13 protein-coding genes are annotated in these 13542 nt (G+C 71.0%); 1 reads left to right on the top strand and 12 read right to left on the bottom strand.

Annotated features, from left to right (window positions below; all coding sequences use genetic code 11):
* Positions 1-419 precede the first annotated feature (419 nt).
* The 11 genes from folK to IZR01_RS41765 all read right to left on the bottom strand — a co-directional run bounded on the left by folK (position 420) and on the right by IZR01_RS41765 (position 12352).
* On the bottom strand, positions 420-974 hold the full coding sequence (gene folK, locus IZR01_RS41815) for a 2-amino-4-hydroxy-6-hydroxymethyldihydropteridine diphosphokinase (protein WP_194897324.1): 555 nt from the start codon (positions 972-974) through the stop codon (positions 420-422).
* Entirely contained in the window at positions 971-1402 is a 432-nt protein-coding gene (folB, locus tag IZR01_RS41810) for a dihydroneopterin aldolase (RefSeq protein WP_228555468.1), read from the bottom strand. Before folB ends, folK begins: the two co-directional genes overlap by 4 nt.
* Before the next feature lie 109 nt (positions 1403-1511).
* A complete protein-coding gene (locus IZR01_RS51655) occupies positions 1512-2255 on the bottom strand; it encodes a nuclear transport factor 2 family protein (RefSeq protein ID WP_228561189.1) in 744 nt (247 codons plus the stop codon).
* Positions 2252-3133 carry a dihydropteroate synthase gene (gene folP / locus IZR01_RS41800; protein ID WP_194897327.1) on the bottom strand — a complete coding sequence of 294 codons (882 nt, stop codon included), beginning with the start codon at positions 3131-3133 and terminating at the stop codon, positions 2252-2254. Before folP ends, IZR01_RS51655 begins: the two co-directional genes overlap by 4 nt.
* Positions 3134-3143: 10 nt before the next feature.
* Positions 3144-5519, bottom strand: coding sequence for a phosphatidylglycerol lysyltransferase domain-containing protein (locus tag IZR01_RS41795; RefSeq protein WP_323746553.1), 2376 nt, complete (start codon positions 5517-5519; stop codon positions 3144-3146).
* Positions 5516-6112: a GTP cyclohydrolase I FolE gene (folE, locus tag IZR01_RS41790; RefSeq protein ID WP_194897336.1), complete on the bottom strand. Its 597-nt coding sequence runs from the start codon at positions 6110-6112 to the stop codon at positions 5516-5518. Before folE ends, IZR01_RS41795 begins: the two co-directional genes overlap by 4 nt.
* Positions 6113-6231: 119 nt before the next feature.
* Positions 6232-8250 (bottom strand): ATP-dependent zinc metalloprotease FtsH, encoded by a 2019-nt coding sequence (gene ftsH, locus IZR01_RS41785; RefSeq protein WP_194897328.1) that lies wholly within the window; start codon positions 8248-8250, stop codon positions 6232-6234.
* Positions 8251-8422: 172 nt separating this feature from the next.
* A complete protein-coding gene (gene hpt, locus IZR01_RS41780; RefSeq protein ID WP_194897329.1) occupies positions 8423-8977 on the bottom strand; it encodes a hypoxanthine phosphoribosyltransferase in 555 nt (184 codons plus the stop codon).
* A 22-nt stretch (positions 8978-8999) separates the two neighbouring features.
* Positions 9000-10076 carry a tRNA lysidine(34) synthetase TilS gene (gene tilS, locus IZR01_RS41775; protein WP_194897330.1) on the bottom strand — a complete coding sequence of 359 codons (1077 nt, stop codon included), beginning with the start codon at positions 10074-10076 and terminating at the stop codon, positions 9000-9002.
* 245 nt (positions 10077-10321) lie between these two features.
* Positions 10322-11377: a zinc-dependent metalloprotease gene (locus IZR01_RS41770; protein WP_194897331.1), complete on the bottom strand. Its 1056-nt coding sequence runs from the start codon at positions 11375-11377 to the stop codon at positions 10322-10324.
* 102 nt (positions 11378-11479) lie between these two features.
* The gene (locus IZR01_RS41765) at positions 11480-12352 is read right to left on the bottom strand and encodes a polysaccharide deacetylase family protein (RefSeq protein ID WP_194927061.1); all 873 of its coding nucleotides are present in this window, start codon (positions 12350-12352) and stop codon (positions 11480-11482) included.
* Positions 12353-12417: 65 nt separating this feature from the next.
* Here IZR01_RS41765 and IZR01_RS41760 point away from each other — a divergent pair, with 65 nt between their 5' ends.
* Positions 12418-12816, top strand: a complete 399-nt coding sequence (locus IZR01_RS41760; protein ID WP_194897333.1) for a MerR family transcriptional regulator — start codon at positions 12418-12420, stop codon at positions 12814-12816.
* On the opposite strand, the gene def is transcribed toward IZR01_RS41760, so the two are convergent.
* A complete protein-coding gene (def, locus tag IZR01_RS41755) occupies positions 12805-13398 on the bottom strand; it encodes a peptide deformylase (protein ID WP_194927060.1) in 594 nt (197 codons plus the stop codon). The two genes, IZR01_RS41760 and def, sit on opposite strands and share 12 nt — an antisense overlap.
* Positions 13399-13542: the final 144 nt, after the last annotated feature.

The following is a 13542-nucleotide window of genomic DNA, read 5'->3' as shown; positions in this document are numbered from 1 at the left end:
AACTCGCGGCCTGGGCCACCGCCGTCAACGCCGACCAGCGCCAAGTCCACTGGCACTTCACCACCGACGACGCCCGCACCCGACTCCGCCACCTATATCCCAAACATTAGAAGCGACAAGCTACTAGCTGCTGCGGCGCGGGCAAGCCGACTTGGTTGCTGGCTGGCCGACTTGCCTGCTTGCTCCGGCTGAGCGGCAAGCTGCCTAGCTGCTGCCGCGCGGGCAGACCGACTTGCTTGCTGGCTCGCTGGCCGGTGCGCTGCCTAGCTGCTGCCGCGCGGGCAGACCGACTTGCTTGCTGGCTCGCTGGCCGGTGCGCTGCCTAGCTGCTGCCGCGCGGGCAGACCGACTCGCTTGCTGGCTTGCTCTGGCTGTCTGGCTGTCTGGCTGTCTGGCTGTCTGGCTGTCTGGCTGTCTGGCTAAGACAGCATCAATTCCAAATCATCCCGCCGCGCCGCCCCCTGCGCCGCGGCCCCGCCGAGGGCGGTCAGCAGCTCGGCGATCGGCCCGACGCCGGTCAGCACGTCCTCGGGCCGTGCGTCGTACCACGGCGCCAGCACGAAGGCGCGCTGGGCGGCTCGCGGGTGCGGCAGCGTCAGTTCCGGCTCGGCCGAGACCAGCTCGTCGACCTGGACGATGTCGATGTCGATGGTCCGCGCGCCCCAGTGCACCTCGCGGGTGCGGCCCAGGGCCTCCTCGATCGCCTGGGTCCGCATCAGGAGCATGTCCGGGGGCAGTGCGGTGGTCACCCCGAGTACCGCGTTCAGGTAGTCGTCCTGCGCCTCGGCGCCGTCGGCCAACAGCGGGGCGGTCTCGTAGACCGGGGACAGCCAGGTGATGGTCAGGCTCGGGGTGTCCGCCAGGGAGTCCACGGCGGTCTGCAGGTTGGTCAGCCGGTCGCCCAGGTTGCCGCCGATTGCCAGGACCGCGCTGTGCATCCGGAAGGATCCGTCGCCGGTGACGAGTTCGCTCATATCGCCGACCCACCGTTCTCCGGCGGCCGCCCCACGGCACCCGCCAGGTCCTCCCGTGCCCGTACCACGGTCACGGTGACGTCCTCGAACGGCACCGTGATCGGCGCGTCCGGCTTGTGGAGCGTGACCTCGACCTCCTCCACGAGCGGGTACTCCAGGCACATCGCGGCCATCCGGGCCGCCAGGGTCTCGATCAGGTTGACCGGCTCGCCCTCGATCAGGGCCACGATGCGCTCGGAGACCTCGCCGTAGTTCACCGTGTCCGACAGCGCGTCGCTGACCGCCGCCCGCCGGGTGTCCAGGCCCAGCGTGACGTCGACCATGAACGTCTGGCCCTTCTCCCGCTCCCGTTCGAAGACCCCGTGGTGGCCGCGTCCGCGCAGCCCGTGGACGGTCACCCGGTCGAGCCGCTTCGTGTGAGTAGACATCATGACGAACATACCGGGGCCTACTCGGGCCTGCCGTCCCGGGATCGCCCGAATACCGCGCACCGGGTCCGGGGTGCCCGGCTCCGGCCGGGCTGACCTGCGCCGCGCCCTACTCCTCGACGCTCTCCATGACCGCCGAGGCATGGTGCATCCACAGCCGCCAGCCCTCGTCGGTGCGACGGAAGATGTTGATGGTCGTGGCCCGGCCGCCGGCGATGAAACCCGGGTCCTCCTCGGAGGAGCCGGCCGACATGTCGGTGATGATGTTCTCGGTCAGGCTGACCACCGCGATCCGGTCCACCACGTCGATCCGGACGTCGGTGAGGAAGAACTGGAGGAACGGCGTGTTCGCGCACACCACCGCCCACGAGCGCAGCACGTCCTCGCGCCCGAACACCGGCGCCCAGCCCGGGTGCACGCACTGCACCGAGGCCTCGAACGGCCCGGCCAGCCAGATCGCGCCCAGCCGGTCCAGATCCCCGGCCTCGGCGGCGGCGTAGAACTCCTCGTTGGCCTCGGTGATCGCCCCGATGTCCGCGGTCACCTGCGGCGGCGGACCGTCCGGGCCGGGCCCGAAACCGCCGAACTCCTCCTCGAACTCGCCGAAGTCCCCGAAGCCGTCCCGGCCCCCGAGGTCTTCTGACCCGCCGTCGCCGCCGGGACTGCCGGGACCGCCGTCGCCGCCGGGCTCACCGGCACCGCGGGGCTCACCGCCGCGCTCGCCCGGGTCGCCGGACCCGTCCGGGCCGGCCGAGCCGTTCGGGCCGTTCGGGCCATCCGAGCCGTCCGAGCTGTTCAAGCCATCCGGCTCGTCCGGCTCGACCGGACCGCCGCCGTACCCCCCGGCGCTCATCGCGCCGCCGCCAGCGCCGCGGCCACCCGGACCGCGTCCAGCGAGCCGAGCGCGTCGTGCGCCCGCACGCCCCAGGCCCCGGCGGCGGCCACCAGCGCCGACAGCGCGACGGTCGCCGAGTCCCGGCCGTAGGGCGGCCGGATCCCGCCGGCCTCGTCGGCCAGCAGCCGGCCCAGGAAGGTCTTGCGGGAGGCGGCGACCAGCAGCGGCCGGCCCAGCGACTCCAGCTTCTCCAGGTGGGCCAGCAGGGCCCAGTTGTGGTCGGCGTTCTTCGCGAAACCGAGGCCCGGATCCAAGATCACCTGGTCCTCGGCGATCCCGGCGGCCAGGGCCGCCTCGTAGCGCGCTTGCAGTTCCTGTGTGACGTCCTTCACCACGTCGCCGTACACCGCGCGGGTCTGCATGTCAGTGCTGTGCCCACGCCAGTGCATCAAGATGTACGGCACGCCGGATTCGGCCACGAGCGGGAACATGTCCGGATCGGCCAGGCCGCCGGAGACGTCGTTGACGATCACCGCGCCGGCCTCCAGCGCGGCGGCGGCGGTCGAGGCGCGCATGGTGTCCACCGACACCCGCACCCCGGCGGCGGACAGCGCCTCGATCACCGGCAGGACCCGGCCCGCCTCCTGCGCCGCGGTGACCCGGGCGGCGCCGGGCCGGGTGGACTCCCCGCCCACGTCGACCACGTCCACCCCGTGCCGGTGCAGTCGCAGGCCGTGCGCCACGGCCTTGGCGGTGTCGCCGTCGGCGTAGTACTCGCCGCCGTCGGAGAAGGAGTCCGGCGTGACGTTCACGACGCCGAACACCGCGCAGCGTCCGAAATCCGGCAGACCGCGCACGGTCTGCCTGCGGTTGAGGGGCCGACCGGGCGCGTTCATGGTGGAAAGCCTAGCCGTTCGCGGCCTTGCGTCCTCCCGGCCCGCCGACGGCCGCCTCGGGCTCGGTGACCCGGCGCCGCTCGCGGTCCGCGACCGCGTCCGGACCCCGGTCCGCACCCGCGTCCGCACCCGCGTCCACGCCCCTGTCGGCGCCCCCGTCAGCATCCGTGCCGGGGCAGTCTTCGTCCTTGTCCGGGCACTCGCCGTCCAGGTCGACATCGGCGTCGACGTCGTCCAGCTCGCGCTCGTCCCGGTCCTTCTTCGACCACGGCAGGCCGGGCGGGACGATGAAGCCCTCGGCTTCGGCGTAGGCCAGGCCCACCCGCGGGATGTCCCGGGTGTTCTTGAACGCCACGAACCGCGGCACCCACTCCGGCTGGAACTTCGAGTTGAACTTGTACAGCGACTCGATCTGGTACCAGCGCGAGAAGAACACCAGCGTGGAGCGCCACATCCGGGTGATCGGGCCGGCGCCCAGCTTCTCGCCGCGCTCCAGCGCCGCGCGGAACACCGCGAAGTTCAGCGAGGCCCGGGTGATCCCCAGCGCCTCGGCCCCCTGCATGGCCTTGACGATCAGCAGCTCGTTCAGCCCCGGCTCGGCCTCGCGGTCGCGCACCATCAGGTCCAGGCTCATGCCGTCAGTGCCCCAGGGCACGAAGTTGATCAGGGCCCGTACCTCACGGTCCTTGGTCGCGGTGGCCACCACGCACTCGCCGTCGGCCGGGTCCCCGAACCGGTCCGGGCCCAGCGCCATCGAGAAGCTGCCGCGCTCGCTGGAGCCGCGCCAGGCCTCGATGCCGGTCTTGATCAGCTCGACCTCCGAGCGCGGGATGTCCTTGAGCCGGCGCACCTGGCACTCGTAGCCCTGGCGCTCGATCCGGTTCACCATCTGGCGCACGTTGCGCATCGCGCGGCCTTGCAGGCTGAACTTGTCGGTGTAGCAGATGGCCTCGTCGCCCAGCTCCAGCGCGTCCAGGTCGGCCTCGCGGCACCACACCTCGCCGCCGGTCTCCGAGCAGCCGACCACGGCCACCACCCAGGCGTGCCGGTCGGCCTCCTCCACGTACACCTTGATCGCGCCGGGCCAGGCCTCGGGATCGCCGATCGGGTCGCCGGAGGCCAGCATCACGCCGGAGACCACGCGGTAGGTGATCGCGGCCTTGCCGGACGGCGACCAGATCACCGACTTGTCGCGGTGGGTGGCGAAGTAGGCCAGCGAGTCCCGGCGGCCCTGCTTGGCGATCAGCTCGCGCAGCCGCTCGTCGTCCTGGCCGCTCTGCCGGGCGATCGGCTCGGCCGGGCGCAGCACCAGGTAGGCCACGATCAGCGCGGTCATCAGGCCCAGCCCGCCGAGCAGCGCGGCGACCAGGTCGTCGGTCGAGCCGCGTTTGAAGTTCACCGGGCCGTCGATGCCCATCAGGCCCAGGGCCACGTGCTGCAACCGGGTCCAGGCGCTCGGGTCGCCCTCGATGTGCTTGCTCTGCCAGTACATCAGGGCCATGCCGGAGGCGAAGGAGAAGGCCGCCAGCAGCACGAAGGCGCGCAGCGCCCGCCAGCGCGTGTACGGGTCGCCGAGGGCGTAGAACTCCTCCCGGTAGACCAGCAACAGGGCCAGCACCACGACCGTCAGGAAGATCTGGATCCCCAGGTAGTGCGTCGCCGCGTCGCGGTCCTCACCGCGGAAGGAGCGCACCAGGTGGAAGACCACCACTGTGATCAGCAGTACCACCGCCACCCACCAGGCCCGCTTCTTGCGGCGCTTGAGGGCGTGCGCGATCAGCACCAGCAGCACCCCGGACATCAGGGTGGCCGCGGCGGCCAGGTTCTGGACCTCGGTGGGCACCTTGACACTCAGCGAGTGCACCCGGGAGTGCCGGAAGCCGGGCGAGATGGCCGAGGCGATGTTGCCGAAGCCGGCCAGGTAAGTGATGTACGCGACGAGTCGCGGCACCCACTTGCGGGGCTGCCCCGGCTGCGCCGCCGCCGCGTCGGACGGGGGCGGCGCGGTATTGGAGGTCATGGCTTTGGCCCGAGTCATGTTGGAGGGACGTTCGAGGGCACCGCGCGGGTTGTCACGAGTGTTGTCGGCGACATCCGCGGGTGTGACGGATCCGACCTGATTGTGCCGCGCGTCACTGCTTCCCGGGGCATCCTTCGGAAAATCCCCGGGCGAGCCCGCCGGTTCAGCGGTCCCACTCCCGCGCTTACCCGCCCCGGAGGACTTGACGCGCAGGCCCGGAACCGCTCTGCCGGTGGCCGCGCCGCCGGTGGGGCCGGCGGAGCGGTCGCGGTCGGTGCGGTCGGAGTCGGAACAGTCTCGGCCGGTGCGGTCCAGGCCGGTGTGGTCGGCGAAGTCGGTCGCGGTCCGGGCCGGACGGCCGCTCACCGCCCCAGGATCAGGCTCATCGCCTCGGCGCGGCTGGCCGGGGCGAGCAGTTGCCCCCGCACCGCCGACGTCACGGTCTTCGCGCCCGGCTTCCGGATCCCTCGCATCGACATGCACAGGTGTTCGCACTCCACAACGACGATGACCCCGCGCGGTTCCAGGATGCGCACCACGGCGTCGGCGATCTGCGTCGTCAGACGTTCCTGGACCTGGGGCCGCTTGGCGTAGACGTCGACCAGCCGGGCCAGCTTGGACAGGCCCGTGATGCGTCCGTCCACCGAGGGAATGTACCCCACGTGGGCCACTCCGTGGAACGGCACCAGGTGGTGCTCACACGTGCTGTACACCTCGATGTCCCGGACCAGCACCATCTCGTCGTGTCCGATGTCGAAGGTGGTCGTCAGCACGTCCTCGGGCCCCTGGTACAGCCCGGCGAAGATCTCCCGGTAAGCCCGCGCCACCCGCCCCGGGGTGTCCTTCAGGCCTTCCCGGTCTGGATCCTCGCCGACGGCTATCAGCAGTTCCCGCACCGCGCGCTCGGCGCGGTCGGCGTCGTACTCGGCCACCGCGCGGCCCAGGTCCGGCGCGGCCAGTTCGGGCTGGCCCCGGAGGCTGACGCGGGCGATGCCGCCTCCCGAGCCGTGAACGGCTCGGGAGGCGGCATCGTCGCCGCGCTGGTTCTCAGTGCTGTTGCTCTCGGTGTTGCTCTCACTCACTGTTCAGGCACCGTATCCGTCCGACCGATGATGCTGTCGGTCACCGTCCCGTTGGCGACGGAGCGAGCCGCCTCCAGCTCCCGGGGCGTCTGCACCGGCGGGCGGGTCTGCAGGGTGCGGCGCGAGGAGCCGATCCAGGCCGGGCGCTGCGGGCGCTTGACCACCGAGGCGAAGATCGCGGCGATCTCCTCCTTGTTCAGCGTCTCCTTCTCCAGCAGCTGGAGGACCAGCTGGTCCAGCACGTCGCGGTACTCGACCAGCACCTCCCAGGCCTCGTCGTGCGCGCTCTCGATCAGCCGCTTGACCTCCTCGTCGACGATCGAGGCGATCTCCTCGGAGTAGTCGCGCTGGTGGCCCATGTCCCGGCCCAGGAAGACCTCGCCGGTCTCCTTGCCGAACTTGATCGGGCCCAGGCGCTCGGTCATGCCGTACTGGGTGACCATCGAGCGGGCGATGTTGGTGGCCTTCTCGATGTCGTTCGACGCGCCGGTGGTCGGGTCGTGGAAGACCAGCTCCTCGGCGGTGCGGCCGCCCATGGCGTAGGCCAGGTTGTCCAGCATCTCGTTGCGCGTGGTGGAGTACTTGTCCTCCTCCGGCAGCACCATCGTGTAACCGAGGGCGCGGCCGCGGGCCAGGATCGTCACCTTGTGCACCGGGTCCAGGTTCGGCATCGCGTGCGCCACCAGGGCGTGGCCGCCCTCGTGGTACGCGGTGACCTTCTTCTCCTTGTCGCTCATCAGGCGGGTCCGCTTCTGGGGGCCGGCGACCACGCGGTCCACGGCCTCGTCCAGCGCGAGGTTGTCGATGAGCTTCTTGTCGTTGCGCGCGGTCAGCAGCGCGGCCTCGTTCAGCACGTTGGCCAGGTCCGCACCGGTGAACCCGGGGGTGCGCTTGGCCAGCGAGGCCAGGTCCACGCCCTGCGCCAGCGGCTTGCCCTTGCTGTGCACCGCCAGGATCTGCTTGCGGCCCTCCAGGTCCGGGGCCTCGACCGCGATCTGCCGGTCGAAGCGGCCCGGGCGCAGCAGCGCCGGGTCCAGGATGTCCGGGCGGTTGGTCGCGGCGATCAGGATCACGCCGCCCTTGACGTCGAACCCGTCCATCTCGACCAGCAGCTGGTTCAGCGTCTGCTCGCGCTCGTCGTGACCGCCGCCCAGGCCCGCGCCGCGGTGCCGGCCCACGGCGTCGATCTCGTCGACGAACACGATCGCCGGGGCGTTGGCCTTGGCCTGCTCGAACAGGTCGCGCACGCGCGAGGCGCCGACACCGACGAACATCTCGACGAAGTCCGAGCCGGAGATCGAGAAGAACGGCACGCCGGCCTCGCCGGCCACCGCGCGGGCCAGCAGCGTCTTACCGGTTCCGGGCGGGCCGTAGAGCAGCACGCCCTTGGGGATCTTGGCGCCGATGGCCTGGAACTTGGCCGGGGCCTCCAGGAACTCCTTGACCTCCTGGAGCTCCTCCACGGCCTCGTCCGCGCCGGCCACGTCGGCGAAGGTGGTCTTCGGTGTGTCCTTGCTGACCAGCTTGGCCTTGGACTTCCCGAAGTTCATCACCCGGGAGCCGCCGCCCTGCATCTGGTTCATCAGGAACAGGAAGACCAGGGCGATCAGGACGAACGGCAGCAGCGTGATCAGGATGCCGATGAAGGCGTTCTGCTTGGCCAGGGAGACGTTCCAGCCGTCCTTGATGCCGCCGGCCGACTGGCTGGTCTGCAGGGCCTTGGTGATGTCCTCGCCCTGCTGGTCGTTCAGGTAGGTGGCCTTCAGGTCGGTGGCGCCGCCCTGGGCCTGCGCGACCGACCCGCTCGGGTCCACCTTGACCTCGACCGAGGAACCGGAGCCGCCGACCACCTTGGCGGAGACGACCTGGTTCTTGGTAATGGCGTCCATGATGACGGAGGTGTCCACGGACTTGGGGCCGCCGGCCGAGGAGACCAGCTGCATGACCGCGAGGACCGCCACGACGGCCAGGACGACCCAGATCACTGGGCCTCGGAAGTATCGCTTGACGTCCATCGATCCTCTACGACTCGTGCTAGCGGTTCACGGCGGGAATATGTCGGTGCAGCAACACTGCGGTGTGTTAGTTCATGATGCCTAACGACCGTACGCGGTCACTGCGTTCCCGCGCGAGGTCCCGGATGAACCCACACTGGGCTCAACGTGGCGTACCGGAGTGTCATTCCGCCTACGAACTGTATACGTGACGCGCGAGTGTGCCGATGAAGGGCAGTCCACGGAAGCGCTGCGCGTAGTCCAGGCCGTAGCCGACGACGAACTCGTTGGGGATGTCGAAGCCGACGTACTTGACGTCGATCGCGACCTTGGCCGCGTCCGGCTTGCGCAGCAGCGTCACCACCTCCAGCGAGGCCGGGCGGCGCGAGCGCAGGTTGGACAGCAGCCAGGACAGGGTCAGCCCGGAGTCGATGATGTCCTCGACCACCAGCACGTGCCGGTCCTGGATGTCGGCGCCGAGGTCCTTCAGGATCCGCACCACGCCGGAGGACTTGGTGCCGGCCCCGTAGGACGAGATCGCCATCCAGTCCATCTCCGAGTCGATGTGCAGCTCGCGGATCAGATCGGCCATCACGATCAGGGCGCCGTTCAGGACTCCGACCAGTAGGACTTCCTTACCCTCGTAATCGGCCTCGATCGCGCGGGCGAGCCCGGCCACCTTGGCCTTGATCTCGTCGGCGGAGATGAGGACCTTCTCCAGGTCCTGGGCCATGTCCTTGTCGTCCACGCTGGAAGTCCCTCGTGCGTCGCTAAGCCGGCATCAACAATCCGGCCGGGGCGGGATCCTCCGCCGCTTGGCCGGGATCGTTCCGGTCCGCGCCACCTCGGCGCAGCGCACCGGACCTCTCGAAGGCCAGCTTTCCATACCGCCGGGCCACCGCGACGGCGCTGGGCAGGTGCAACGGTCCCTGGCCGCGCCAGTCGGTGAGCAGCCGGTCCAGCTCCTCGATGTGGACCGCGGCCAGGTCAGAGCCGGGACAGCCGGCCCGCAGCGCGGCCAGGCGCAGCACCCGGCGGCGCACCGCGGTGGGCAGCCCGGACAATTCGGAGACGTCGAGGTAGTGGGACAGATCACAGTCGCCGAAGGGCTCCAGGAGCCTGTCGAACTCCCGGGCGGCCCAGGCGTCCAGCGCCTCGGTGTCCTCGCGCAGCATCTTCGCGGTCCGCGCCAGCGCTTCCGGTATCCCCGGGCCGAGGGCCGCGGACAGGGCCGGGATGGCGGCGTGCCGGACCCGGGAGCGGGTGTACGCCGGGTCGGCGTTGTGCGGATCGTCCCAGGGCTCGAAGCCCTCGGCCGCCGCGGCGGCGACCGTGGTGGCGCGCGGCAGGTCCAGGAAGGGGCGCGCGTAGCGGCCGTGCCGGGCCGGCATCCCGGCCAGGCTGCGCGCGCCGGAGCCCCGGGCCAACCCCAGCAGCACGGTCTCGGCCTGGTCGTCGCGGGTGTGGCCGAGCAGGACGGTGGCGGCGCCGAGCCGGTCGGCGGCGGCGTCCAGCGCGCCGTAGCGCGCGACGCGGGCCGCGGCCTCGGGTCCCCCGCGGCCGTGGACGTGCACCGGCAGTGCCTCGACCGGGTCGAAGCCCAGCCCGGCCAGGAAGCGCACGACGCGCTCGGCCTGCGCGGCCGAGCCCGCTTGCAGATTGTGGTCGACGGTCAGGCCGCCGAAGCGCAGGGACAGCCGGGGCGCGACGAACGCGGTGGCGCAGGCCAGGGCGATGGAATCAGCGCCGCCGGAACAGGCGACCAGGACGAGGCCGCCGGGGGCCTGGTCGGCGAGGGCCTTACGAACGGCCAGGCGTATCGCGGCGACTGCGGGGGCGGGACCCATGGTTGTACTCCTTCGTACGTGCGACGCCCGGGTCTTCTCTTCCAGGGCATCTTTCCCGGCGCAACGACGCGGACCCTTCTCAGGTCGCGGCGACACTCCGCAGGACCACCCTTACGGCTGGGACGGGTGTTCCAGCCGGCGACTTTCGCGCATCATGCCGGCGTTTCGCCGCTGGCCCGGCGCCGACCCGGCGCTGGCGGGGCACTGGCCGGCACTAGCCCGGCGCTGCTCCCGGTGCACCCGCCTCAGGGCCGTACCCGGGCCAGCCAGGCCGCCGGATCGTTGATCTCGGCCCGGGTCGGCAGCGTGTTCGGCGAGGTCCACACCCGGTTGAAGCCGGACATCCCGGCCTGCTCGACCACCGCGGCCACGAACCGCGAACCGTCCCGGTACTGCCGGATCTTGGCGTCCATCCCGATCACCCGGCGCACGATCGCGTCGATCCGGCTGGCGCCCTTGGCCCGGCGCTGCCCGAACTTGCGCCGGATGTCGGCGACGCTGGGCACCACCAGCGGCCCGACCCCGTCCATCACGAAGTCCGCGTGCCCCTCCAGCAGCGACATCACCGCGACCATCCGGTCCAGCACGGCCACCTGCCGCGGGGTCTGCACCAGCTCGGTGATCGGCCGCTTCTCCCCGGTCTCCCGCCGCAGCTGGGCGGCCTCGCGGACGCGCTTGGCCAGCGCCCCGGGGTCGGTGTCCATGCCGGCGATGAAGGACTCGATCTCGCCGAGGATGTGCGCGCGCAGCCACGGCACCGCGGCGAACTGCGTGCGGTGGGTCTCCTCGTGCAGGCACACCCACAGCCGGAAGTCGTCCGGCTTGACCTGCAACTCCCGCTCGACCGCGACGATGTTCGGGGCGACCAGCAGCAGCCGGCCGGGCTCCTGGAAGATCTCGTACTGGCCCAGGATCCGGTGCGAGAGGTAGGCCAGCAGGGTGCCCAGCTCCAGCGCGGTGGCCTTGGGCCCGAGGGCGGCCAGCCCGGACGGCGGGACGCCCTCGCGCTTCTCGTTCAGTTTGCGGGCCAGCGGCTCGGTGACGATGCGGAAGCCCTCGGTGTTGGCCCGGATCCAGCCGGCCCGGTCCACCACCAGCACCTGCGGCTCGGTGAGGATGGTGCCCATGTTGTCCAGCCCGGTGAACCCGGCCACGTGCTCCCGGGACTCCGCGGCGTACCGGCGCAGGTCCGCCACGGTGGCGGCGGCCTCGGCCGCGGAGGTCGGGGGACCGGGCCGCACCAGACGCTCAGCCGTCGCCACCGCCAGTTGCCAGTCGACCAGCTGCGCTCTCGCCGTCATGGCTCTCAGGCTACGTGGCGGGGACGGTGAAACCTAGATCGGATCGCGGCGGATCGGCTGTGTGGTGGGTCTGTGTGGTGTCCGTGTGGTGGGTCGCGGGGCTCACCCCCTTGGCACGGCCAGGTAGTGATCGGCGATCGCGTCGGAGGTGGTGCTCCACACCGCCGGATGGTTCACCACGTACTCCAGCGCCTCGTCCAGGTACCGGGTGCGGAACGCCTGGCCGGTGATGAAGGGGTGCAGCGCCAGCGCCAGCACCCGCCCGGACCCGTCGGCGGCGTCCTCGGCCAGCTGGTCCACCTGGTCCTTGACCATCTGGACGAAGTCCGGCCCGGTCAGCCCCTTGCTCACGAAGATCCCGATGTCGTTCAGCTCCACCGAGTACGGCAGGCTCAGCAGCCCCGGGACGTTGGTCGGGTAGGGCTGGTCGTCGTTGGTCCAGTCCAGGATGTACTCGACGCCCTCGGCGGCCAGCAGCTCGGGCGTGTTGAAGGTCTCGATCAGCGCCGGGCCCATCCAGCCGCGCGGCCGGGCGCCGGTGGCGCGCTCGATGGTCCCCAGCACGTCGCGGATCTGCTCCTGCTCGACGTCGCGCTCCAGGGCGGTGAACAGGTGGCTGTTGCTGGCGCCGTGGCCGAGCCAGGTCCAGCCGCGCTGGACACCGGCGTCGATGATCTGCCGGTAGCGGGCGGCGACGTCGGAGTTCAGCAGGACACTGGCTTTGACGCCGTGCTTGTCGAACAGCTTGATCTGCCGCCAGATACCGACCCGCGGGCCGTAGTCACGCCAGCCGTAGTTGAGGCTGTCAGGCGTCAGCGATGTGGTGCCGGCGAAGGTGGCGGTCCCGGGGAGGTCGACGTAGAAGTGCTCGACGTTGAGGCCGACGTAGAACGCCACCCGCTTGCCTTCCGGCCAGCTCAGCGGCTCACGCTCGGTGATGGGACGGTAGTCGAAAAGCTCTGTGTCCTGGCTCATGCGACCATGGTCGAACCTTCACACGGATGTGAGGGTCAAACGGCCATTCCTGTGAGGTGGGTCACATGCGCATCGGTGAACTGGCGGAACGCACCGCCACCAGCCCCCGCCTGCTCCGCTACTACGAGGAGCAGGGCCTGATCCGCGTCGGCCGGTCCGCCAACGGCTACCGCGACTACGACGCGGCGCTGGTCGACCAGGTCGCGCACATCCGCGGGCTGCTGGACGCGGGGCTGTCGACCCGCATCATCCGGCAGATCCTGCCCTGCCTGAACGAGCCGAGCGAGATCCACTTCGCCGACGCCACCCCCGACATCATCGCCACCCTGGAGGGGCACCGGGACCGGCTGGCGGAGCGGATCGCGCTGCTGACCCGGAACCATGACGCGATCGCGGAGTACGTGGGGTCGTTGAAACAGTGCGCTCTGGGGGTGGAGCGGGCCGAGGTGGGCTCAGCCGCCTAGGGGCGTTCTGGCCCTTTCGGCCCTTTCGCCTTGCTCAAGCCGGGCGGCCCGGGCCGCGCGGCGGGCGAAGACCTGTTCGCGCCGCTCGTCCATCTGCCGGAGGGCTTCCTCGCGGTCCCTTTTGGCGAGCCGGTCGAGGTAGACGGTGCCGAGCAGGTGGTCGGACTCGTGTTGCAGGCACCTGGCGAAGTAGCCCCGGCCCTCGATGACCAGCGGCGCACCGTCCTTGTCGAACCCGCGCACGACGGCGTGCTCGGTCCGCGGCACCACCACCGTCGCGCCCGGCACGGACAGGCAGCCCTCGACGTCCTCGATGAGCCGCCGCCGGCGCGGATCGGGCTGCTCCAGGACGGGATTGGCGATGTGGCCGACGTGCCGGCCGCCGTACCCGTCGTGGCAGTCGAAGACGAACAGCCGCAGATCCACGCCGACCTGATTCGCGGCCAGCCCGGCGCCCTCGGCCACCTGCATCGCCCGGAACATGTCGTCGACCAGGGCGGTCAACTCGGCGGTCCCGAACTCGGTCACGTCCCGGCACGGCCGGCGCAGCACCTCCTCGCCGATCTCGGTGACGCGCCGCATCGCTCACATCGGCGAGAGCTGATTCGCAGGCGAGTGGTGGCCGCCACCTATCGCCCGCGAACACCCACCAGCCGCGGCGCCGTTCTTCCGCCGCCGGCTACCCGCGCCGCCTACCCGCCCGCCGCGCCGCCCCCACACCCGCAC

The organism is Catenulispora pinisilvae, assembly GCF_015356865.1.
GTDB classification, from domain to species: domain Bacteria; phylum Actinomycetota; class Actinomycetes; order Streptomycetales; family Catenulisporaceae; genus Catenulispora; species Catenulispora pinisilvae.
The sequence above is the reverse complement of the archived record's forward strand: the minus strand, read 5'-3'. Positions and strand labels throughout refer to the sequence as shown.

Excerpts from the sequence above, each read along its gene's own strand:
- folK (WP_194897324.1), bottom strand. The coding sequence starts at position 974 with ATGAGCGAACTCGTCACCGGCGACGGATCCTTCCGGATGCACAGCGCG.
- folB (WP_228555468.1), bottom strand. The coding sequence starts at position 1,402 with ATGTCTACTCACACGAAGCGGCTCGACCGGGTGACCGTCCACGGGCTG.
- IZR01_RS51655 (WP_228561189.1), bottom strand. The coding sequence starts at position 2,255 with ATGAGCGCCGGGGGGTACGGCGGCGGTCCGGTCGAGCCGGACGAGCCG.
- folP (WP_194897327.1), bottom strand. The coding sequence starts at position 3,133 with ATGAACGCGCCCGGTCGGCCCCTCAACCGCAGGCAGACCGTGCGCGGT.
- ftsH (WP_194897328.1), bottom strand. The coding sequence starts at position 8,250 with ATGGACGTCAAGCGATACTTCCGAGGCCCAGTGATCTGGGTCGTCCTG.
- tilS (WP_194897330.1), bottom strand. The coding sequence starts at position 10,076 with ATGGGTCCCGCCCCCGCAGTCGCCGCGATACGCCTGGCCGTTCGTAAG.
- IZR01_RS41770 (WP_194897331.1), bottom strand. The coding sequence starts at position 11,377 with ATGACGGCGAGAGCGCAGCTGGTCGACTGGCAACTGGCGGTGGCGACG.
- IZR01_RS41765 (WP_194927061.1), bottom strand. The coding sequence starts at position 12,352 with ATGAGCCAGGACACAGAGCTTTTCGACTACCGTCCCATCACCGAGCGT.
- IZR01_RS41760 (WP_194897333.1), top strand. The coding sequence starts at position 12,418 with ATGCGCATCGGTGAACTGGCGGAACGCACCGCCACCAGCCCCCGCCTG.
- def (WP_194927060.1), bottom strand. The coding sequence starts at position 13,398 with ATGCGGCGCGTCACCGAGATCGGCGAGGAGGTGCTGCGCCGGCCGTGC.